Annotated in this window: 24 protein-coding genes and 1 riboswitch; of the genes, 19 read left to right on the plus strand and 5 right to left on the minus strand. The window is 66.6% G+C overall.

The window, feature by feature from the left end; translation table 11 throughout:
• Positions 1–49: 49 nt before the first annotated feature.
• Positions 50–212: riboswitch (FMN riboswitch) on the plus strand.
• Between the two features lie 153 nt (positions 213–365).
• From AC1ZV1_RS03665 to AC1ZV1_RS03715, 11 genes are all read left to right on the plus strand, one after another.
• The gene (locus AC1ZV1_RS03665; protein WP_484295548.1) at positions 366–1034 is read left to right on the plus strand and encodes a riboflavin synthase; all 669 of its coding nucleotides are present in this window, start codon (positions 366–368) and stop codon (positions 1032–1034) included.
• A 16-nt stretch (positions 1035–1050) separates the two neighbouring features.
• A complete protein-coding gene (gene ribBA, locus AC1ZV1_RS03670) occupies positions 1051–2157 on the plus strand; it encodes a bifunctional 3,4-dihydroxy-2-butanone-4-phosphate synthase/GTP cyclohydrolase II (protein ID WP_484295549.1) in 1107 nt (368 codons plus the stop codon).
• A gap of 234 nt (positions 2158–2391) precedes the next feature.
• Complete coding sequence (gene ribH / locus AC1ZV1_RS03675) at positions 2392–2868, plus strand: 6,7-dimethyl-8-ribityllumazine synthase (RefSeq protein WP_015475395.1); 477 nt, start codon at positions 2392–2394, stop codon at positions 2866–2868.
• Positions 2869–2930: 62 nt separating this feature from the next.
• Entirely contained in the window at positions 2931–3353 is a 423-nt protein-coding gene (gene nusB, locus AC1ZV1_RS03680; RefSeq protein ID WP_484297496.1) for a transcription antitermination factor NusB, read from the plus strand.
• A 147-nt stretch (positions 3354–3500) separates the two neighbouring features.
• Complete coding sequence (gene thiL / locus AC1ZV1_RS03685; protein WP_484295550.1) at positions 3501–4460, plus strand: thiamine-phosphate kinase; 960 nt, start codon at positions 3501–3503, stop codon at positions 4458–4460.
• 2 nt (positions 4461–4462) lie between these two features.
• Complete coding sequence (locus tag AC1ZV1_RS03690; protein ID WP_484295551.1) at positions 4463–4978, plus strand: phosphatidylglycerophosphatase A family protein; 516 nt, start codon at positions 4463–4465, stop codon at positions 4976–4978.
• Positions 4979–4987: 9 nt separating this feature from the next.
• The gene (locus AC1ZV1_RS03695) at positions 4988–5773 is read left to right on the plus strand and encodes a substrate-binding periplasmic protein (protein WP_484295552.1); all 786 of its coding nucleotides are present in this window, start codon (positions 4988–4990) and stop codon (positions 5771–5773) included.
• A gap of 5 nt (positions 5774–5778) precedes the next feature.
• Positions 5779–6423, plus strand: coding sequence for a retropepsin-like aspartic protease family protein (locus tag AC1ZV1_RS03700; protein WP_484295553.1), 645 nt, complete (start codon positions 5779–5781; stop codon positions 6421–6423).
• 121 nt (positions 6424–6544) lie between these two features.
• On the plus strand, positions 6545–7174 hold the full coding sequence (ribA, locus tag AC1ZV1_RS03705; RefSeq protein WP_484295554.1) for a GTP cyclohydrolase II: 630 nt from the start codon (positions 6545–6547) through the stop codon (positions 7172–7174).
• Entirely contained in the window at positions 7171–7587 is a 417-nt protein-coding gene (locus AC1ZV1_RS03710) for an MFS transporter (RefSeq protein WP_484295555.1), read from the plus strand. The genes ribA and AC1ZV1_RS03710 overlap by 4 nt, the downstream gene beginning before the upstream one ends.
• Complete coding sequence (locus tag AC1ZV1_RS03715; RefSeq protein ID WP_484295556.1) at positions 7587–8393, plus strand: cobalamin-binding protein; 807 nt, start codon at positions 7587–7589, stop codon at positions 8391–8393. Before AC1ZV1_RS03710 ends, AC1ZV1_RS03715 begins: the two co-directional genes overlap by 1 nt.
• A 139-nt stretch (positions 8394–8532) precedes the next feature.
• Here the strand turns inward: AC1ZV1_RS03715 and AC1ZV1_RS03720 are convergent, their stop codons facing one another.
• Positions 8533–9546: a zinc-binding alcohol dehydrogenase family protein gene (locus tag AC1ZV1_RS03720; protein ID WP_484295557.1), complete on the minus strand. Its 1014-nt coding sequence runs from the start codon at positions 9544–9546 to the stop codon at positions 8533–8535.
• Positions 9547–9571: 25 nt separating this feature from the next.
• Positions 9572–9859: a putative quinol monooxygenase gene (locus tag AC1ZV1_RS03725; RefSeq protein ID WP_484295558.1), complete on the minus strand. Its 288-nt coding sequence runs from the start codon at positions 9857–9859 to the stop codon at positions 9572–9574.
• 103 nt (positions 9860–9962) lie between these two features.
• Between AC1ZV1_RS03725 and AC1ZV1_RS03730 the strand changes: the two genes are divergently transcribed.
• Entirely contained in the window at positions 9963–10877 is a 915-nt protein-coding gene (locus AC1ZV1_RS03730; protein ID WP_484295559.1) for a LysR family transcriptional regulator, read from the plus strand.
• Positions 10878–10884: 7 nt separating this feature from the next.
• Here the strand turns inward: AC1ZV1_RS03730 and AC1ZV1_RS03735 are convergent, their stop codons facing one another.
• Positions 10885–12201 carry a bifunctional DedA family/phosphatase PAP2 family protein gene (locus tag AC1ZV1_RS03735; RefSeq protein WP_484295560.1) on the minus strand — a complete coding sequence of 439 codons (1317 nt, stop codon included), beginning with the start codon at positions 12199–12201 and terminating at the stop codon, positions 10885–10887.
• Positions 12198–12917, minus strand: coding sequence for a DNA-3-methyladenine glycosylase (locus AC1ZV1_RS03740; RefSeq protein ID WP_484295561.1), 720 nt, complete (start codon positions 12915–12917; stop codon positions 12198–12200). Before AC1ZV1_RS03740 ends, AC1ZV1_RS03735 begins: the two co-directional genes overlap by 4 nt.
• Before the next feature lie 63 nt (positions 12918–12980).
• Here AC1ZV1_RS03740 and AC1ZV1_RS03745 point away from each other — a divergent pair, with 63 nt between their 5' ends.
• Positions 12981–13835: a class I SAM-dependent methyltransferase gene (locus tag AC1ZV1_RS03745; protein ID WP_484295562.1), complete on the plus strand. Its 855-nt coding sequence runs from the start codon at positions 12981–12983 to the stop codon at positions 13833–13835.
• Positions 13836–13871: 36 nt separating this feature from the next.
• Here AC1ZV1_RS03745 and AC1ZV1_RS03750 read toward each other — a convergent pair whose 3' ends face one another.
• A complete protein-coding gene (locus AC1ZV1_RS03750) occupies positions 13872–15098 on the minus strand; it encodes an alpha/beta fold hydrolase (protein ID WP_484295563.1) in 1227 nt (408 codons plus the stop codon).
• 299 nt (positions 15099–15397) lie between these two features.
• Here AC1ZV1_RS03750 and AC1ZV1_RS03755 point away from each other — a divergent pair, with 299 nt between their 5' ends.
• Genes AC1ZV1_RS03755 through rodA form a run of 6 tightly spaced genes read left to right on the plus strand, consistent with a single transcriptional unit; the run spans position 15398 to position 21221 of the window.
• A complete protein-coding gene (locus AC1ZV1_RS03755) occupies positions 15398–16663 on the plus strand; it encodes a glutamate-5-semialdehyde dehydrogenase (RefSeq protein ID WP_484295564.1) in 1266 nt (421 codons plus the stop codon).
• Positions 16663–17319 (plus strand): nicotinate-nucleotide adenylyltransferase, encoded by a 657-nt coding sequence (nadD, locus tag AC1ZV1_RS03760; RefSeq protein WP_045215141.1) that lies wholly within the window; start codon positions 16663–16665, stop codon positions 17317–17319. Before AC1ZV1_RS03755 ends, nadD begins: the two co-directional genes overlap by 1 nt.
• Before the next feature lie 20 nt (positions 17320–17339).
• Complete coding sequence (rsfS, locus tag AC1ZV1_RS03765; protein WP_138520096.1) at positions 17340–17693, plus strand: ribosome silencing factor; 354 nt, start codon at positions 17340–17342, stop codon at positions 17691–17693.
• Positions 17694–17700: 7 nt separating this feature from the next.
• Positions 17701–18168: a 23S rRNA (pseudouridine(1915)-N(3))-methyltransferase RlmH gene (rlmH, locus tag AC1ZV1_RS03770; protein ID WP_015475414.1), complete on the plus strand. Its 468-nt coding sequence runs from the start codon at positions 17701–17703 to the stop codon at positions 18166–18168.
• A gap of 15 nt (positions 18169–18183) precedes the next feature.
• Positions 18184–20073, plus strand: coding sequence for a penicillin-binding protein 2 (mrdA, locus tag AC1ZV1_RS03775; RefSeq protein WP_484295565.1), 1890 nt, complete (start codon positions 18184–18186; stop codon positions 20071–20073).
• A gap of 44 nt (positions 20074–20117) precedes the next feature.
• The gene (gene rodA, locus AC1ZV1_RS03780; RefSeq protein WP_416746467.1) at positions 20118–21221 is read left to right on the plus strand and encodes a rod shape-determining protein RodA; all 1104 of its coding nucleotides are present in this window, start codon (positions 20118–20120) and stop codon (positions 21219–21221) included.
• The last annotated feature ends 4 nt before the right edge of the window (positions 21222–21225 follow it).

Genomic DNA, 21225 nt, shown 5'->3' on the forward strand with positions numbered 1-21225 from the left:
CGGCCTGTGGTAAAACGCCACACGCGGTCGACGCTGTAACGACCGCGATTGACGTTCTCAGGGCGGGGTGAAAGTCCCCACCGGCGGTAATGACGCGCAATGCGTCTAGCCCGCGAGCGCCTGTCCAGACCGGTTTGCCGGATGGTCAGGGTCAGCAGACCCGGTGTGATTCCGGGGCCGACGGTCATAGTCCGGATGAAGAGAGAACGGGATGAGCCATCGGGGCGTGCCTGTGTGCGCCCGTGAAATCCCTTCGATCGAGACGCCCTGTTTTTAACCAAAACAGGAGTTCGCCACATGCATCATCTTTCCCAGTTGGCTTCGCGGCCTTGCCGGCCAGCGGCCTTTGCCGTGCGGGAGGCCTCATGTTCACCGGCATAATCGAATCCATTGGCACCATTGCATCCATCACCCCGAAAGGCGGTGACGTGCGCCTCTACGTGAAGACCGGCAAGCTCGACCTCGCCGACGTCAAGCTCGGTGACAGCATCGCGGTCAACGGCATCTGCCTGACAGCGGTCGAGCTGCCCGGCGACGGCTTCTGGGCCGACGTCAGCCGCGAGACCCTGGCGCGTACCGCCTTCGCACAACTGAAGATCGGCAGCCGGGTGAACCTGGAAAAGGCCCTGACCCCGACCACGCGTCTGGGCGGTCACCTGGTCAGCGGTCACGTCGACGGCGTCGGCGAGATCGTCAAGCGCGAGGAAAACGCCCGCGCCATCCAGTTCACGGTGCGCGCCCCGCGCGAGCTGGCCAAGTACATCGCGCTCAAGGGCTCGATCACCGTGGACGGCACCAGCCTGACGGTGAACGCGGTCAGCGGCGCCGAGTTCGAGCTGACCATCGTCCCGCATACCGTGCAGGAGACCATCATGGCCGACTACCGCGGTGGTCGACTGGTCAACCTCGAAGTGGACCTGCTGGCGCGTTACCTGGAGCGTCTTCTGCTCGGCGACAAGGCGGCGGACCCCGCTGCCGGCGCTGGCGGCATCACCGAAGCATTCCTGGCCGAAAACGGCTTCATGAAACACTGATAAGGCTCTTCCCCGTATGGCACTCAACAGCATTGAAGAACTGCTCGACGACATGCGTCAGGGCAAGATGGTCATCCTCATGGATGACGAAGACCGCGAGAACGAAGGCGACCTGATCATCGCCTCCGAGTGTGTCCGCACCGAAGACATCAACTTCATGGCCCGCTTCGCCCGTGGCCTGATCTGCATGCCGATGACCCGCGAGCGCTGCGAGCGCCTCGGCATCCCGCTGATGGTGCAGCGCAACGGTTCCGGTTTCGGCACCAAGTTCACCGTCTCCATCGAGGCCGCCGAAGGCGTCACCACCGGCATCTCCGCCGCTGACCGCGCCCGCACCGTGCAGGCCGCCGCCGCGAAGAACGCCGTGGCCGCCGACATCGTCAGCCCCGGCCATATCTTCCCGCTGATGTCGCAGCCCGGCGGCGTGCTGGCTCGCGCCGGCCACACCGAAGCGGCCTGTGACCTGGCGCGCATGGCCGGCTTCGAGCCGTCCGGCGTGATCTGCGAGATCATGAACGACGACGGCACCATGGCCCGTCGCCCGGAACTGGAAGAGTTCGCCCAGCAGCACGGCATCAAGATCGGCACCATCGCCGACCTGATCCACTACCGCCTGATCCACGAGCGCACCGTCGAGCGCCTCGCCGAGCAGCCGCTGGATACCGAACTCGGCCAGTTCAAGCTGATCACCTACCGCGATTCCGTGGAAGGCGACGTGCACCTGGCGCTGACCCTGGGCAACGTCTGCCCGGAAGAGCCGACCCTGGTGCGCGTGCACAATCCCGACCCGCTGCGCGACCTGCTGATGGTCAACCAGGCGGGCCGCTGGAGCCTGCGCGCGGCCATGGCCAAGGTGGCCGAGGCCGGCTCCGGCGTGGTTCTGCTGCTGGGCCACCAGGTGGGCGGCGACGATCTGCTGGCGCATGTCCGGGAGATCACCAACCCCGCCGCCCCGGTGCAGAAACCGACCACCACCTACAGCACCGTGGGTGCCGGCTCGCAGATCCTGCGCGACCTGGGTGTTCGCAAGATGCGCCTGATGTCGGCACCGATGCGCTTCAATGCGATATCCGGCTTCGACCTGGAGGTAGTAGAATACCTGCCCGCTGACGGACAGCACTGATCGCTGCGGCGCTTGCTCGTGCTGCGTTGGAAGTCGCCTAAAAATGCTCATTTACTACGGTAGACTGCGCTTTTTCGGCGATTTCCGCCTTGCCCGACTTGCGCTCGCGACGCGCTCAGGACTACCCGAATGAACCTCGCCGCCGTGCCCTGGCACGGCGGCGCCGTTCTTCTACCCTATTTATTTGCGGAGCGTCGCTGGACGCTCCGGCTCTTTAACAGACGAGACTTGCCCATGACCCTGAAGACCATCGAAGGTACCTTCATCGCCCCCAAAGGCCGCTTCGCCCTGGTGGTTGGCCGCTTCAACAGCTTCGTGGTGGAAAGCCTGGTGGAAGGCGCCATCGACGCGCTGGTGCGCCATGGCGTCGCCCAGAGTGACATCACCGTGATCCGCGCTCCGGGCGCCTTCGAAATCCCGCTGGTTGCACAGAAAGTCGCCCAGCGTGGCGAGTTCGACGCCATCATCGCCCTCGGCGCGGTGATCCGCGGCGGCACCCCGCACTTCGAATACGTAGCTGGCGAGTGCACCAAGGGTCTGGCGCAGGTTTCCCTGCAGTTCGGCGTGCCGGTCGCCTTTGGCGTGCTGACGGTCGACTCCATCGAACAAGCCATCGAGCGCTCCGGCACCAAGGCCGGCAACAAGGGCGCCGAGGCTGCCCTCTCTGCCCTCGAAATGGTGAGCCTGCTGTCGCAGCTGGAGGCCAAGTGAGCCAGGACAGCGGTACGCCTGACAACAAGCCGGCAAAGCCCGCCAAGCCGAACAAGATCGCGATGCGTCGCAAGGCCCGCAGCCTCGCGGTGCAGGCCCTGTATTCCTGGCAGATTGCTGGCCAGCCGCTGAACGAGATCGAGGCGACCTTCCGTACCGACAACGATTTCAGCGATGTCGACGGCGCCTACTTCCACGAGATTCTGCACGGCGTGCCGCGCCTGAAGACCGATCTGGACGAGGAATTCACCCCTTGCCTGGACCGCGCGCTGGAAGAGATCGATCCGGTGGAGCTGGCCATCCTGCGCCTGGCCACCTACGAGCTGCGCAATCGCCTGGACGTGCCGTACAAGGTCGTCATCAACGAAGGTATCGAACTGGCCAAGACCTTCGGCGCCACCGACGGACACAAGTTCGTCAACGGCGTGCTGGATAAGCTCGCTCCGCGCCTGCGGGCAGCGGAACTGCGCGGCGCCAAGCGCTGAGAACCTGTCCATGCTCCTACTGCGAGACCGTGATCGGAACTCATGCGCTGCTCGGAATCCTCATTTATGGTTCATAGACTCCGGTTCCTGCGCTGCTCTTCGCTCCGCTGACGGCCTCTCGCTACAGAGGCTGGACCGGTTCTGAGCATGGGTGAGTTCGAGCTGATCCGTCGCTACTTCGCCTCGGCCGCCTGTGCGGCCGGCGGCGAGGCAGTGGCATTGGGGATCGGCGATGACTGCGCGCTTCTTGCTGTAAACGCCGGCGAACAGCTGGCGATTTCCACCGATACGCTTGTCGTCGGTGTGCATTTTCCTACTGTCTGCGACCCCTTCCTGCTCGGCCAGCGGGCACTGGCAGTCTCCGCCAGCGACCTGGCGGCCATGGGCGCATCGCCCATTGGTTTCACCCTTGCCCTGACCCTGCCCGAGGCTGACCCCGCCTGGCTGGAGGGTTTCGCTCGCGGTTTGAACCAGAAGGCGCAGGAATGCGCGCTGACGCTGATTGGTGGTGATACCACCCGTGGTCCACTGGCGATGACCGTCACCGTGTTCGGCGGCGTGCCTGCCGGACAGGCGCTGACCCGCGCCGGCGCACGACCGGGCGACCTGCTCTGCGTGGGCGGTCCGCTGGGCGAGGCGGGCGGAGCGTTGCCGCTGGTGCTGGGCGAGCGGACCGCCGAACCGGCCGTCGCCGAGCCCCTGCTGGCGCGCTACTGGTCGCCGCAGCCGCAGCTGGACTTCGGCCGGGCGCTGCGTGGCAAGGCCACGGCGGCGCTGGATATTTCCGACGGGCTGCTTGCCGACTGTGGGCACATCGCCCGTGCTTCCGGCGTGGCGCTCATCGTCGAGGCCGCCAGGCTGCCCGAGAGCCCTGCGCTTGAGGCCTTCGTGGGGGCCGAGCGCGCGCTGCAGCTCAAGCTGGGCGCGGGCGACGATTACGTACTCGCCTTCACCCTGCCTCGCGAGCATCTGCCGGCACTTTCCGCGAACTGGCCGGCCCTGCGCGTGGTCGGTAGGGTGGAAGCCGGTTCGGGTGTGCGCGTGCTCGATAGCAGTGGTGCCGACATCACGCCGCGTCAGGGCGGCTACCTGCATTTCATGGAGTGACCGTGACAGAACACCCCAACCAGGCCCCGGCCCAACCCGTGCCCCATTCCGTGTGGCGCAATCCGTGGCACTTCCTGGCCTTCGGCTTCGGCTCGGGCACCCTGCCCAAGGCGCCGGGCACCTGGGGTTCGCTCGTTGCGCTACCCTTCATACCACTCTGGCAGATGCTGCCGGACTGGGGTTACTGGCTGATGCTGGGCATCACCATGCTGTTCGGCTTCTGGCTGTGCGGCAAGGTTGCCGACGACCTGCGCGTGCATGACCACGAGGGGATCGTCTGGGATGAAATGGTCGGCATGTGGATCACCCTCTGGCTGGTGCCGGAAGGCTGGTGGTGGCTGCTGGTCGGATTCGTGGTGTTCCGCATCGTCGATATCTGCAAACCCTGGCCGATCAGCTGGATCGACCGCAACGTCCATGGCGGCGTGGGCATCATGCTGGATGACGTGCTGGCCGGCGTCTTTGCCTGGCTGGTCATGCAGGGCCTGACATGGGGTTGGGCCCACTGGCTGATCTGAGGATGATCGATGCGCCGACTGCTGTGCCTGCTCCTCTGCCTGTGCTGGCTGCCGGTGATATCCGTGTCGTCGGCTCAGGCGGCCGACAAGACCGCTGAGGCGCCTGCCGGGCTGCCGGGGGAGATCCGCGTCGTCAGCGAGGTCTGGGTCAACTACACCCAGGCGGACGGTCGTGGCCTGGCCTGGGACCTGCTGCGGGCCATCTACGAACCCGAAGGCGTGCGCCTGAGCCTGCGCAGCGAGCCGTATGTACGTTCGGTCGGGCTGGTGCAGCGTGGCGAGGCGGATGCCTGGGTGGGCTCCTATCGCAACGAGATCGAGCAGATCATCTACCCGCACTGGCCCTATGACGTCGATCCCATCGGTGCGCTGGGTCTCAGGACCTCGCCGGCTCCCACACTGGTCGCACTCGACGGCTACCGCCTGGCCTGGATGCGCGGTTACGCCTTCGACCGCTACCTGGATCATCTCAAGCAGCGCAACGAACTGCAGCGGCGCAGCTCGGCGCTCCCCATGCTCGACGGCCATCGCATCGACTATTTCATCGACGCTCGCCCCGAGCTGGAAGAAATGATCGAGGCCAAGGGCGTCAACGCCAGCGTCTACCGCATCACCGATGTCGGCGCGATTCCGCTGTATCTTGGCTTCGCCAACAATGACCGTGGGCAGGCACTGGCGAAACTCTATGATTCGCGCATGCAGGCGCTCTACCGCAGTGGCGAGCTGGAGCGCATCTTCGCCCGCTGGCACTGGCCCTACGCCCCGCTCAAACCCCTGCTGCCGCCCAAGGAGTGATCGTCATGCGCCTGCCCGCCCTGATCTGCCTGTCTCTCTGTTCCTTTGCCGCTCTGGCCGCGCCGCAGGTACAGGTGGTGGGGCTGTTCCCTGGCGCTGCGGTGCTCAGCATCGACGGCCAGCGCAAGCTGGTGAGGGTTGGCCAGACCGGTCCGGAGGGCGTGCAGGTGGTCAGCGCCGACAGCCACAAGGCGGTGTTGCGCGTGGGGGGCGTCGAGCAGACCTATGAGTTGAGCCGCGAGTACAACACGGCCGGCTACGCCACCCCGTCCGCACGCACCGAAATGAGCATCGCCCGCGGCACCGGCGGCCATTACTGGGTGGCCGGCACCATCAACAACCAGAACGCGCAGTTCCTGGTGGACACCGGTGCCACCTCGGTGGCCATGAACGAGGGGCAGGCCCGGCGGCTGGGCATCGACTACCGTGCCAGTGGTACGCCGATGATGGCGTCCACCGCCAGCGGCACCGCCAAGGGCTGGCGAGTGACCCTCAACAGCGTCAAGCTCGGCGGCGTGGAGGTGCTGGGCGTCGAGGCGGTGGTCCTCGAGGGTGACTTCCCTACCGACATCCTGCTCGGCATGAGCTACCTCAACCGTGTCGGCTGGCGGGAAGACCAGGGCGTCATGTATATCCAGGCCAAGCAGTAAGCCCGCGGCTTCTATCAACAGCATCGATGCTTATCTTGCAGAATTCGCAATGACGGTGCGGCCGGTGCAGCTGTTACAATCCCGGTCCTCCTTCCTTAGATAAATCTTTCAGGAGTTTCCGGTGTCTGTCGTTTTCGTCGCCGCCTCCAAGCTGCCCACTCCCTTCGGCGAATTCACCATGCATGGCTTCCTCGACGAGGAAACTGGCAAGGAACACGTCGCCTTGACCATGGGTACGCTCGACGACGGCCAGCCGGTGCTGGGGCGTCTACATTCCGAGTGCCTCACCGGTGATGCGCTGTTCAGCCTGCGTTGCGACTGCGGTTTCCAGCTCGAGGGCGCGTTGTCGGCCATCGCCAAGGAAGGTCGCGGCGTCCTGCTGTACCTGCGTCAGGAAGGCCGTGGCATCGGCCTGCTCAACAAGATTCGCGCCTACGCCCTGCAGGACGAAGGTGCGGATACCGTGGAGGCCAACCTGGCCCTGGGTTTTGGCGCCGACCAGCGTGACTACGCCATGTGCCTGCCCATGCTCAAGCATCTGGGCGTCTGCTCGCTGAAGCTGATGACCAACAACCCGCGCAAGGTGAAGGCACTGGAAGGCTACGGCCTGACCGTCGCCGAGCGTGTGCCGCTGCAGAAGGGCCTGAACCCGCATAACAAGCGCTACCTGCAGACCAAGGCAGGGAAGCTGGGTCACATGCTCGGCAACATGCATCAGGGTGAAGCCGAGGCCGAGGCATCCGCTTCGTGAATCGCGCCGCCGCCCGGCGCCGGCTGAATCTGATCGGGTGGCTGTTGCTGGCGCTCGCGCTGGCGCCGCAGCACCTGATGCTGGCGCTGGTGGCCGATGCACCCGGGCCGGAGTCGCTGGCCACGCCGGTATTTGTCGTCGGCCTGCTGTCGATGTTCCTCACCCTGCCGCTGTTCCGCCGCTACAAGCATGCGCTGATCGCCACCGGCAAGGCCCGCGACAGTGCGGATGAGCCCATTGCCTGGCAGGCGTTGGGCGCTGCGCAGCGTCGTGGAGCACTGGTCGGCAGCCTGCCGGCCTGGATCGGCGCCCTGGCGGTGCTGGTCGACCTGCACGGCGTGCCGGTCCTGCTGCTGGGCTTCGCCAGCCTGGTCATCCTCTGGCTGTATCGCCTGCCGCGCCAACTGGCTTGATGCGCCGCTTCCTCTGCCTGCTCCTGCTGCTCGCCGGTCTGCCCGTCGCGGCGGCGCAGCGGGTGGTCAGCCTGGCGCCCTCGCTGACGGACATGGTCCTCGAACTGGGAGCTGCCGACCGTCTGGCCGGCGTGCTCGATGGCGGGCCGCGTCCGGAATCGCTGAGCGGCCTGCCGTCCGTCGGCCGCTACGGCCAGGTCAACCTCGAACAGATTCTCGCCCTGCAGCCCGACCTGCTGCTGGTTTGGCCCGGCGCGGTGCCTGACGCGCAACTGCAGCGCCTGAAGGCTGTCGGCATTCCTGTCTATTTGGCAGATCCGCACCGTCTGGAGGATATCTCCCGGCAGTTCCGTGAGTTGGGCGAGCGCCTGGGGCAGGCGCAGAAGGGGCGTGAACTGGCGGAAACCTTCGACGCGCGGATGGCGCAGCTGCGCGCGCAGTATCGGCGCGGGCAGCCGCTGCGGGTGTTCTACCAGGTGTGGGACCGCCCGCTGTACACCGTGGGCGGAAGGCAGATCATCAGTGAGGCGCTGGAGGTCTGCGGGGGGCGAAACCTGTTTGCCGATCTCGACCTGCCGGCGCCGCAGGTCGGTCAGGAGGCCGTGCTGGCGCGTGATCCTCAGGTGATCCTGGCGGCCAGCGAAGACCAACTGCACGGCTGGGCCGGCATGCCGCAACTCAGCGCCACGCGGCTGAGGCAGCTCTGGGTGGTGCCGGACCGTAACCTGGAGAAGCCGAGCTTCGCGATGCTTTCGGCCACCGAGAAGCTCTGCCAACTGCTGGCCGGCGCGAAGCCGGGCAACTGAACCGGACGGGGTTCGCGAGCAAGCTGCACACCGAATGCCCTGTAGGGGCGGGCCATGCCCGCGATCGCGCCCATGGGGCGCTCCTACAGGGAGCGGTTTCGCCAAGGTCTGCATAAAGCCAGGCCGGCTGCCGTCTCGATCAGAACCCTTCCAGCACGATCTTTCCCTTCGCCGTGTTGCTTTCCAGCAGCGCATGGGCGCGGCGCAGGTTGGCGGCGTCGATCCTGCCGAAGTGCTCGCCGAGGGTGGTCTTCAGTACGCCGCTGTCGATCAGCCCGGCCACGCGCTGCAGCAGCTTGTGCTGCTCGATCATGTCGTCGGTCTGGAACATCGAGCGGGTGTACATGAACTCCCAGTGCAGGGACAGGCTCTTCTGCTTGAGCAGGCGCACGTCGAGGTTCTCCGGGTCGTCGATCAGTGCCAGGCGGCCCTGCGGGCGGAGGCTGGCGACGATCTCGGCGAGGTGTTCCTCGGTCTGGTTGAGGCTGGCCACGTGGGTGACTTCGCCGACGCCGATGCGCTTGAGTTCTTCGCTGAGCGGCTTGCGATGATCGATCACGTGGTGCGCGCCGAGATTGCGCACCCACTCCTGGGTTTCCGGGCGCGACGCGGTGCCGATCACGGTCATGCCGGTGAGCTGGCGCGCCAGCTGGGTGAGGATCGAGCCGACGCCGCCAGCGGCGCCGACGATCAGCAGACTCTGGCCAGCGCTGGCCGAGCCCTCGGCCACCTGCAGGCGGTCGAACAGCAGTTCCCAGGCGGTGATGGTGGTCAGCGGCAGGGCGGCGGCGTGGGCGAAGTCCAGGCTCTGCGGCATCGGACCGACGATGCGCTCGTCCACCAGCTGCAGTTCGGCATTGCTGCCGGGGCGGGTCAGGTCGCCGGCGTACCAGACCTTGTCGCCCGGCTTGAACAGGCTGACCTCGCTGCCCACCGCGCGGACCACGCCGGCGGCATCCCAGCCGAGCACCTTGTACTGGCCTTCTGCAGGCTGGGCGCGCTGGCGCACCTTGGTGTCCACCGGGTTGACGGAGATGGCGCGGACCTCCACCAGCAAGTCGCGGGGGTCGGGCGTGGGATCGGGCAGCTGGATGTCGAGCAGGGCGTTGGCGTCGCTGCTGGGCAGGCTCTGGGTATAGCCGATGGCTTTCATGGGAATTCCTATTCGGTTGAGACGATCAGTCGATGCGGTTCATCAGGCGGATATCGAGTTCCGCGAGGTCAGGTTCCGCGGCCTTCACGAAGGCCTGGAAGTGCGGGCTGGCCTCGTGCTCGGCCAGGGCTTCCTCGTCGCGCCACTGCTCGATCATGTAGATCAGCTCGGCGTCGTTGATATCGCGGTGCAGGTCGTACTGCAGGCAGCCGGTTTCGGCACGGGACGGCGCGAGCATGCCGTGCAGGCGCTCCTGCAGGCTGTCGGCGCGGCCGGGCTTGGCGCGAATGATGGCGATCAGGGTCAGGCTCATCCGTGTATCTCCACTGGGGCGGGGTAGGTGAGGGCATGCTGCTCGCTTTCGCCCGGAAGAAAAACCGCGTAAGTAGAGAGTCTCTTTCAAAGGATTTTTGAAAATGCTGCGTTTCGACGACCTGCAGATCTTTGTCCGCACTGCCGAGCGCGGCAGTCTCTCGGCGGCCGCCCGAGAGCTGGAGCTGTCGCCGGCGGTGGCCAGCGCGGCGCTCAAGCGCTTGGAAAGCGAGCTGGATGTGCGCCTGTTCGCCCGTTCCACCCGCAGCCTGCGCCTGACCGCCGAGGGCGAGCTGTACCTGGCCCACGCCCGCGCCGCGCTGCAGAGCCTGGATGACGGCCGCCAGTTGCTGGCGGGCGGCAAGAGCGAGATCGCTGGCAACTTCCAGGTCTCAGCGCCGTCGGACTTCGGGCGTAATGTGCTGCTGCCCTGGCTCGACGAGTTCCAGACGCTGCACCCGCGGATGAACCTGCGCCTACTGATCAGCGATCGCCAGGCCGATCTCTACCGGCAGCCGGTGGACGTGGCTTTCCGCCTTGGCCTGCCAGGCGATTCGAACCTGGTAGCGCTGCCGCTGGCTCCGGACAACCGTCGCGTGCTCTGCGCTGCGCCGGAGTACTTCGCGCGGCATGGCAAACCGACCCACCCGGACGAACTGCAGCGGCACAACTGCCTGCTCTACATGCTGGGAGGACGTGCCCACGAGCGCTGGCGTTTCAGCGACAGCCGCAAGCAGCACGAGGTGACGGTGCGCGGCGATCGCCTGTGCGACGATGCCGATGTGGTGCGGCGCTGGGCCGTGGCGGGGCAGGGGCTGGTCTATAAGTCCTGGCTGGACGTGGCGGCCGACGTGCGCGCCGGCCGGCTGGAAGTGGCGTTGGCGGACTACCTGGGCGAAGCCACGCCGATGAACCTGTTCTGCACCCACCGCGCCCAGCTCAGCCGGGCGGTGACGCAACTGCGCGAGTTCGTCCAGTTGCGCTGCGCCGAGCTGATGCGCGAGCGCCCCTGGGCCTGAAACCGTGTCAGAGCGGCGTGTAGCGGTGGATTGCTGCGTGCAGGCCCCAGGCGCTCGCCACTGCCAGCAGCACCATGGCAGTCGGCAGCAGGCTCCACCAGATGCGCGGCGCCAGGGGCGGCAACTCGCTGCGGCGCTGACTTATCCACAGGCTGGCGGCGCACACCGAGGCGCCGAGCAGGGCGCCGGCGATGATGTCGCTGGGCCAGTGCGCGCCCAGGTAGACGCGGGACATCGCAATGCTGGCGGCGGGAATCACCGCCAGCAGCATCCAGGCCAGGCGCACGCGCGGGGACTTCTCCCGGCTGGCCAGCACGCCGAGCACCAGGAAGAAGGCGAAGGACGCCGAGCTGTGGCCGCTGGGCATGCTGAAGGCGGACAGCGGGTCGGCGATCACTTCCGGGCGGGCGCGGCTGAACAGGTGCTTGAGGATGGTATTGAGCAGCGCGGTGCCGACCATGGTGCCGGCGGCGAAGATCGCATGGCGCCACAGCCGCAGGGCGGCAAGCAACGCGGCCAGCAGGGCGCCGGCGATGAACTGGGTGCGGAAATCACCGACCCGGGTGACGGCCACCATCACGTCGTCCAGCCAAGCGTGACGGTGCTCCTGTACCAGCGCCATCAAGCCCTTGTCGAGGGCATCGAGGTGCGGCCAGCCGATCAGCATGCCGATCAGCAGCGCGAAGCAGCCGATGGCGCCGATCAGCGGGGCGTTGCGTTCCTTGCGCAGTTCGGCATGGATGATCAGCGCGAAGACGATGGCGATACAGGCGGCGACCACCCCGGCCTCTGCCCAGAAACCCTCGGGCAGCGGCAGGCGCATGGCGGCGCCGGTCGCCCAGCCGGGCACCAGGTAGGCGATGGACCAGCCAGCCGCGGCCACGATCGACACTGCCAGGAAGCGCCCGAAGGGCATGTCGAGCATGCCGGCGATCATCGGCAGGAAGGGCCGCAGCGCGCCGATGAAACGGCCCACCAGCAGGCTGGCGACGCCGTAGCGGTGGAAGAACCCCTCGGCGGCGGCCATCCACTCCGGGTGGTGACGCAGCACCGGCAGACGGCGAATGTCCTGGTGGAAGTGGCGGCCGATCCAGTAGGACGACAGGTCGCCCAGCAACCCGCCGAAGAACGCCAGTGCCAGGGTTTCCCCGAGGCCAAGGGCGCCGCTGCCGGCCAGCACGGCGATGGCGAAGAGCATCACCACGCCGGGCAGGATGATGCCGATGACGGCAGCGCATTCGAGGAAGGCAACCAGGAACAGGACCAGGGCGAGCCATTGCGGATGGGTCGCCATCCAGGCGTTGAAGGCGGCGAGATCGATCATCGGTGGGAGTTGTCCTGGGGTCCGAGCAGGTGGTAGTCATGGCCTTCGACCTGCCCGCGGCGCAGGGGGTTGCGCGTGCAGAAGCTGGCAAAGGCGGCATCGACGAAGCGGTACTGCAGGTGTTCGTCGCGGCCGTGGGGAATACCCAGGCGCGCGGCCTGGATGACGTGCGAGGGCGTCTCACCGATATCGTCGACGAACAGGCGCTGCGGGTCGAAGCGCTGGGCGTCCCAGTCGGGCACCTTCAGGCCCAGCGAGCGGCAGAGCAGGGTCTGGCCCGAGCACAGCTTGCCCAGCGCGCGTTCGCTGCCGTCGGCCGCCGGGTTGAGCTGGCGCATGCAGGCCAGGGCGGCATCGCCGGAGACGCGGTCGAGCCAGGGATGGCCGGACTTGATCAGCACCGCGTTGCCGGCGCCGCCGGCGCTGAAGTTCAGCGAGTCGCCGCCGCGGGCGTAATACATGTAGATGTGCCCGCCATCGAGGAACAGTGCCTTGCGCTTCTCGGTGTAGCCCAGCGAGGCATGGCTGCCTTTTTCCGCCAGGTAATAGGCCTCGGTCTCGATGATCCGCGCGGACAGCCACAGGTCGCCGACGCGGTGGCGGATCACCTTGCCCAGCAGTTCGCGGGCGACGGTCAGGGCGTCGCGGTTGAAGAAGGCGTCCGGCAGCGGGTTCGCATCGGGCCAGGGCAAACTTAGGTTGGGTTCGGCGGGCATCGGATTGTCGCGGTTCTCGGGCCGGTCTTAGGCTGGCGAATCATAACAACAAGATGCTTAAGCATGGCTGAACGCACCCGGGCCGACAGCGCCCACATCACCCCCAGCGCGCACTACACCGGTTACGTCTGGTATCGCCACCAACTGGCTGATCCGGCCTTCGCCACCGCGTTCGGCCGCTGGGTGCACGGCTGTGTGGCGCCGATCAACTGGGGCGCGCGGATCGGTTTCGGGCTGAACATCGAAGACTTCCTGTTACAACGTCATCTGCTGATCGATGCCCGGCTGACCCAGGCCATCGAGCGGAGGGGGGTCACCCAGGTGGTGGAGATTGCCTGCGGGCTGTCGCCCCGTGGCCGACGCTTCCGCGAGCGCTATCCCCAGCTGACCTATCTCGAGGCCGACCTGCCGCCCATGGCTGCGCGCAAGTCCGCGCTGCTGCAGGAGCAGGGCTGGCTGGATGGCAAGCACCGCGTGCGGGCGGTGGATATCCTCGCCGAACAGGGTGAACAGAGCCTGGCTGCGCTGCTCTCCGAACTGGACCCGGACCGTCCCGTGGCAGTGATCACCGAGGGGCTGGTGAACTACTTCCAGCGCCCCGTCATCGAGGGCTTCTGGCGCCGGCTGGCCTCCGCCCTGCGGGTATTCCCGGAAGCGACCTACCTGACCGAGCTCTACCCCGACCTGCGCGAACACCCGCGCTACCGGCAGATCCGCTGGGGTGTCGGGCTGATCGGCCGGCTGACCCGCGGCGGCTATCCGCTGCACTACCGCAATGCCGGCGAGATCGAGCAGGCGTTCAGCGGCTGCGGGTTTGGCCGGGTGGGCGTGCTCAATCCACAGGTGGATGGAGTGGGGCTTGGGCTGCCGAGGGGGCGGATGCCGAGTCTGGTGAGGGTGATCGAGGCGCGGGTATAGAGCGCATGACCGTCGCTGGTCATGCGCCTGGGTGTCTCACGCCGCACACGCCCCCTGCTGCATCGGCACCACCATCGCCGCCAGGGCCGCGCTGGCCTGCGGGTCGCCGTGGGCGAAGATGAAGGCCAGGCCGTCGCCCATGTAGCGCAGCGGCAGAATATCCAGCTCCGGCAGGCCGGCGGCAGTCAGTTTCCAGCCGCGCGACGGTCGATCGCTCGGCAGGTCGACGTGAATCAGTCCGCCGAGATACCCCAGCTCCGTCAGTTCGCAGTGCCACTCGCCGCCTTCGCCATTGCGCAGCACGGCGCGGGTGTCGCTGGGCGCCAGGCGCGGTTCGAAGCGGCGCTCCAGGTGCAACAGCTGCTGGCGCTGGAAGCGCGTGCTGCCAGCGGCGCTGCGCGGCAACGGCTCGCCGCGCAGGAAGGGGGTGTACAGGCGCGCGCAGGCATCGCGGCGTTCGAACTGGGCCAGGTGGTCGGCGTTGTGGATCAGCGCGAACTCGGCATCGGCACAGGCGTGGGCGAACTCGGCGTGCTCCCAGGGCTGGGTGAAGTGGTCGTACTCACCGGCCAGCACCAGCGTCGGGCATTGCGGGTGACGGTCGAAGCCGCCGAACGCCAGCAGGCGCTGGCTGTTCTGCCGGTAGCGCTCGATTTCCGCTGGGGTCAGGCGTTGCAACTGGCGCAGCAAGGCCTTGCGGAAGACCGGAGATACGCCGGTATCGGCCAGGCGCAGCGGGTTGATCAGGCCGGTCAGCACGCCATGGGCGAAGGGTGTCTGCTCGCCCAGCTCCAGGCGCGCCAGGGCTTCCACCAGCAGGGCACGGGCGCCGGGGCGGCCGAAGGCGGTGATGCCGGCCAGCAGCAGGCGGCCGCAGCGAGCCGGGTGGCGGGCGGCGAACAGCGCGGCCAGTGCCGAGCCGTAGGACAGCCCGATGGGCATCAGCGGCGGCAGCTGCAGGGTTTCGGCGAAGGCGGCGATCAGGTCGGCCAGGTCTTCCAGGCTCAGCTGCGGCGCCAGTTGCAGGTTGCCGCCCTGGCTGGGCAGGTCGAGCAGGATCACCGGGTGCCCGGCGAGCAGCTCCGAGACTTCACTGGCGAAGGAGCGGAAACTCTGGAAGGCGCCGCCCAGCAACAGGACCGGCGGGCGGGTGTCTTCCTCGTGCGAGGAGAAGGCCTGATAGTGCAGTTGCCAACCGTCCAGTTCCAGCACCGCCGGGGCGGCGGTCAGGGACTGGGCGCTGTAATCGGTGCGATAGCGCATGGCAGTTCTCCGGCGGTGGACCGCCTCTTGTTGTTCTTCCCTGGCGTGCCTCCCTGGCAATGCGAGTCCTGCGGGGGCAATAAGCCATGCTTGCAAGGTAAACATCGGATACGAATTTGTTTACCCAACCTTCGGGCGGCAGGGAGGGCTCGGGAGCGCTGGATGTAACCGACGGGCGGTGGATGGCGGGGAGGGGCGTTACGCGAAGCGCGCTGCTGACCGGCCGGCTGCTGTGGCTGGCCGCTGAGGGGGCGCTCCCGCTATACTCGCGCATTTCCCTCACGCAGACGCGTTAGATCATGACCGAGTCCGTTCTCGACTATATGAGCCGCCTGGGCCGCGCCGCCCGTGAAGCATCGCGCGTTATCGCGCGCGCCACGACCGCGCAGAAGAACAAAGCCCTGCTGGCCGCAGCCGATGCGCTGGACGCTGCTCGCGCCCAGCTGACCGAAGCCAACGAACAGGACCTGGCCAATGGCCGTGCCAACGGTCTGGAGCCAGCCATGCTCGATCGCCTGGCCCTGACCCCGGCGCGCATCGATGACATGATCGAGGGCCTGCGCCAGGTTGCTTCGCTGCCGGACCCCATCGGTGAAATCCGCGACATGCGCTACGTGCCGTCCGGTATCCAGCTGGGCAAGATGCGCGTGCCCCTGGGCGTGGTGGGGATCATCTACGAATCCCGTCCGAACGTGACCATCGACGCCGCCAGCCTGTGCCTGAAGTCGGGCAATGCGACCATCCTGCGGGGTGGTTCCGAGGCGATCCACTCCAATCAGGCGATCGCCGCGTGCATTCAGACCGGCCTGGCCGAAGCCGGCCTGCCGGCCAGCGTCGTGCAGGTGGTGGAAACCACCGACCGCGCTGCCGTCGGCGCGCTGATCACCTTGCCCGAGTACGTGGACGTCATCGTTCCGCGCGGCGGCAAGGGCCTGATCGAGCGCATCAGCCGGGATGCCAAGGTGCCGGTGATCAAGCACCTGGATGGCATCTGCCACGTCTACATCGACGTTGCTGCCGACCTGGACAAGGCGATCCGTGTCGCCGACAACGCCAAGACCCACCGTTACGCGCCGTGCAACGCCATGGAGACGCTGCTGGTCCACGCCGGCATCGCCGACCGCGTGCTGCCGCCGCTGGCCGCCATCTACCGTGACAAGGGCGTGGAGCTGCGCGGCGACGCCGCCACCCGCGCACTGCTGGGCGCCGACGTGCTGGAAGCCACCGAGGAAGACTGGCGCACCGAATACAACGCACCGATCCTGTCGATCCGCATCGTCGACAGCCTCGACGCGGCCATCGAGCACATCAACACCTACGGCTCGCAGCACACCGACGCGATCATCACCGAGAACTTCACCGACGCCCGCCGCTTCCTCACCGAAGTGGACTCGGCCTCGGTCATGGTGAACGCCTCGACCCGCTTCGCCGATGGCTTCGAGTACGGCCTGGGCGCGGAGATCGGCATTTCCACCGACAAGCTGCACGCCCGTGGCCCGGTCGGTCTGGAAGGCCTGACCAGCGAGAAGTACGTGGTGTTCGGCGACGGACACGTGCGGACTTGATGAACAAGGCGCGTTCCCGTCGGGTCGGTCTGTTCGGTGGCACCTTCGACCCGGTGCACATCGGCCACCTGCGCAGTGCGCTGGAGATGGCCGAGCAGTTCGAGTTCGATGAATTGCGCCTGATACCCAACTTCCGCCCGCCGCACCGCGACACCCCCCAGGTGAAACCGGAGCAGCGGCTGGCGATGGTCGAGCTGGCAGTAGCCGGCGTGACCCCGCTGGTGGTCGATGACCGCGAGCTGAAGCGTGACAAACCCTCCTACACCATCGACACCCTGGAGTCGCTGCGTGGGGAGCTGGATGAGCAGGACCAGTTGTTCCTGCTGGTCGGCTGGGACGCATTCTGCGGCCTGCCGACCTGGCATCGCTGGGAAGAGTTGCTGGAGCACTGTCATATCGTCGTGCTGCAGCGCCCGGATGCCGACAGCGAGCCGCCGGAAGACCTGCGCGACCTGCTGGCGGCGCGCAGTGTTGCCGACCCGAAGGCGATGACCGGCCCCGCTGGACAGATCACCTTCGTCTGGCAGACGCCACTGGCCGTATCCGCCACCCAGATCCGCCAACTCCTGTCGCAGGGGCGCTCGGTGCGCTACCTGGTGCCGGACGCGGTATTGAACTATATCGAGGCGCACGGCCTGTACCAGGCGTCTCACTGATCAAGCTAGAGAGTCATTCAATGCAAACCGAACAACTGGTCGAGCTGGCCATCGCCGCTCTGGAAGATCTCAAGGCGCAGGACATCGTCGTCATCGACGTGCGCGAGAAAACCAGCATCACCGACGCCATGGTCATCGCCACCGGCGCGTCCAGCCGTCAGGTCAAGTCGCTGGCCGACAACGTCCTGGAAAAGGTCAAGGAACAGGGCGTGCGCCCGATCGGCAGCGAAGGCCAGGAAGGCGGCGAGTGGGTCCTGATCGACCTTGCCAACGTCGTGGTCCACGTCATGCAGCCGGCTACCCGCCAGTTCTACGACCTGGAGCGCCTGTGGCAGGGCGCTGAGCAGAGCCGCGCTTCGCACAGCGCCGAGTAAGCCTGCCGTGCGTCTGCGTCTGATCGCGGTCGGCTCGCGCATGCCGCGCTGGGTGGAAGAGGGCTGGGCGGAGTACGTCAAGCGCCTGCCCTCGGAGCTGTCCCTGGAACTGGTGGAAATCCCGCTGAACACGCGTGGCAAGAATGCCGACGTGGCGCGGCTGATCCGCCAGGAAGGCGAGGCCATGCTGAGCAAGGTCCAGCCCGGGGAACGCATCGTCACCCTGGAAGTCGAAGGCAAGCCCTGGAGCACGCCCCAGCTGGCGCAGGAACTCGATCGCTGGCGCCTGGACGCGCGTACCGTCAACCTCATGGTCGGCGGGCCGGAAGGCCTGGCGCCGGAGGTCTGTGCGCGCAGCGAGCAGCGCTGGTCGCTGTCGCCGCTGACCCTGCCGCACCCGCTGGTGCGAATCCTGGTCGGCGAGCAGATCTACCGCGCCTGGACGGTCCTGTCCGGGCACCCCTACCACAAGTAGTCGTAGCCGTTTTCGATGCCGCAGCCGATACAGCTCAAGGACCACGAGAAGGATGCCCGCCTGGTCCGCGCCCGCGTCATCGTCGGCGGGGTGGCGATCTTCCTGCTCGCCCTGGTGCTGGTGGCGCGCATGTATCACCTGCAGGTGACGCAGTACGACTATCACTCGACGCTGTCGGAGAACAACCGCGTCCACGTGCAGCCGATTCCGCCCAATCGCGGGCTGATCTTCGACCGCAACGGGGTGATCATCGCCGACAACCGTCCCAGCTTCAGCCTGACCATCACTCGCGAGCGCACCGAGAACCTGCAGGACACGCTCAAGACGCTGGTGGACATCCTCGGCCTCACCGAGGAAGACAAGGCGATCTTCGAGAAGCGCATGAAGCAGGGCCGCCGGCCGTTCGAGCCGGTGCCGATCATGTTCGAGCTGTCCGAGGAGCAGATCGCCCGCATCGCGGTGAACCAGTACCGCCTGAACGGCGTCGACGTGGCCGCGCAGTTCGTCCGTCATTACCCGCTGGGCGAGCACTTCGCCCATTCGGTCGGCTATGTCGGGCGCATCAACGAGGCGGAACTGAAGAAGCTCGACCCGGTGGCCTATTCCGGCACCCACCACATCGGCAAGACCGGCGTGGAGAAGTTCTACGAGGATGCGCTGCACGGCACCGTGGGTTACGAGGAAGTCGAGACCAACGCCCGCGGCCGCGTCCTGCGCGTGCTCAAGCGAACCGAGCCGGTCTCCGGCCGCGATATCGTGCTGAGCATCGACAGCAAATTACAGGCTGCCGCCGAAACCGCACTCGCCGGCCGTCGTGGCGCCATCGTGGCGATCCAGCCGTCTACTGGTGAAGTGCTGGCGATGGTCAGCCAGCCCGCCTATGACCCCAACCTGTTCGTCACCGGCATCAGCTTCAAGGACTACGCGGCGCTGCGCGACTCCGAGGACCGCCCGCTGTACAACCGCGTGTTGCGCGGCCTGTACCCGCCGGGCTCGACGGTGAAGCCCGCTGTGGCCATCGCGGGCCTCGATGCTGGCGTCGTGACCCCTGCCAGCCGCGTGTTCGACCCCGGCTACTACCAGTTGCCGAACTACGACCACAAGTACCGCAACTGGAACCGCATGGGCGACGGCTGGGTGAACCTGGAAACCGCGATCATGCGCTCCAACGATACCTACTTCTACGACCTCGCCCATAAGCTGGGCATCGACCGCCTGCATGACTACATGAGCGAATTCGGCTTCGGCCAGCGCGTCGCCCTGGACATGTTCGGCGAGGCCGAAGGCCTGATGCCGTCGCGCCAGTGGAAGCGCGCGCTGCGCCGGCAGGCCTGGTTCCCCGGGGAAACCCTGATCCTGGGTATTGGCCAGGGCTACATGCAGGCCACGCCGCTGCAACTGGCGCAGATGACCGCGCTGATCGCCAACCGGGGCAAGTGGATCCGCCCGCACCTGGCCAAGACCATCGACGGCAAACCGCCAGTCGACGAGGACCCGATGCCGGACATCACGCTCAAGGACCCGAACAACTGGAGTCTGGTGGACAACGGCATGCAGCAGGTGGTCCACGGCCCTCGCGGTACCGCTCACAAGGTCGGCGCCACGTCCGTCTACCGGATCGCCGGCAAGTCCGGTACCGCGCAGGTCGTTGCGATCAAGCAAGGCGAGAAGTACAACCGTTCCAAGCTGCTTGAACGCCACCGCGACCATGCCCTGTTCGTCGGCTTCGCGCCGGCGGACAACCCGCAGATCGCCGTCGCGGTGATGGTCGAGAACGGCGAGTCCGGCTCCGGCGTCGCGGCCCCGGTGCTCAAGGCCGTGACCGATGCCTGGTTGCTCGACGAAACCGGCAAGCTCAAGCCCGAATACGCACCGCAGACTACGGCGGAGGCGCCCAAACCATGACCATGAACGGAAACTTCGACCGCACGCTGTCCAGCGAAGACGTCATGAAGCGGCGCTCCAGCCTGTTGCAGCGCCTGCATATCGACGGCCTGCTCCTGCTGCTGCTGGTGACCCTCGGTTCGGTCGGCCTGTTCGTCCTCTACTCCGCCAGCGGCAAGAGCTGGGATCTGTTGATCAAGCAGGCCTCCTCGTTCGGCCTGGGCCTGGGCGCGATGTTCGTGCTGGCGCAGATCGAACCGCGCTTCCTCGCCCGCTGGGTACCGCTGGGCTACCTGATCGGCGTCGCGCTGCTGGTGGTGGTGGACGTGATGGGGCACAACGCGATGGGGGCGACCCGCTGGATCAACATTCCCGGGGTGATCCGCTTCCAGCCGGCGGAGTTCATGAAGCTGCTGATGCCCATGACCATCGCCTGGTACCTGTCCAAGCGCGCGCTGCCGCCCGGCTTCAAGCACAGCGTGGTGGGCCTGGCGCTGATCGTGGTGCCCTTCGTGCTGATCCTCAAGCAGCCGGACCTGGGCACCGCCATGCTGGTGCTGGCCTCCGGGTCTTTCGTGCTGTTCGTCGGCGGCCTGCGCTGGCGCTGGATCATCATGGCCGTGTCGGCTGCGGTGCCGGTCGCCGTGGGCATGTGGTATTTCGTCATGCACGACTACCAGAAGCAGCGCGTGCTGACCTTCCTCGATCCGGAAAGCGATCCGCTGGGCACCGGCTGGAACATCATCCAGTCAAAAGCGGCCATCGGCTCGGGCGGCGTCTTCGGCAAGGGCTGGCTGCTGGGTACGCAGTCCCATCTGGATTTTTTGCCCGAAAGCCACACGGACTTTATCATTGCCGTGCTCGGCGAAGAGTTCGGCCTGGTCGGGGTGTGCCTCCTGCTGGTGCTGTACCTGCTGGTGATCTACCGGGGGCTGGTGATCACCGCTCAGGCCCAGACGCTGTTCGGCAAGTTGCTCGCCGGCAGCATCACGATGACCTTCTTCGTGTATGTGTTCGTCAACATTGGTATGGTCAGCGGATTGTTGCCAGTGGTGGGGGTACCGCTGCCGTTCATTAGTTACGGCGGAACTTCGCTGGTGACCCTGATGTCAGGGTTCGGCGTTTTGATGTCGATCCACACCCATCGGAAGTGGATCGCCCAGGTTTGATGAC

The organism is Pseudomonas sp. BB438 (assembly GCF_057180225.1).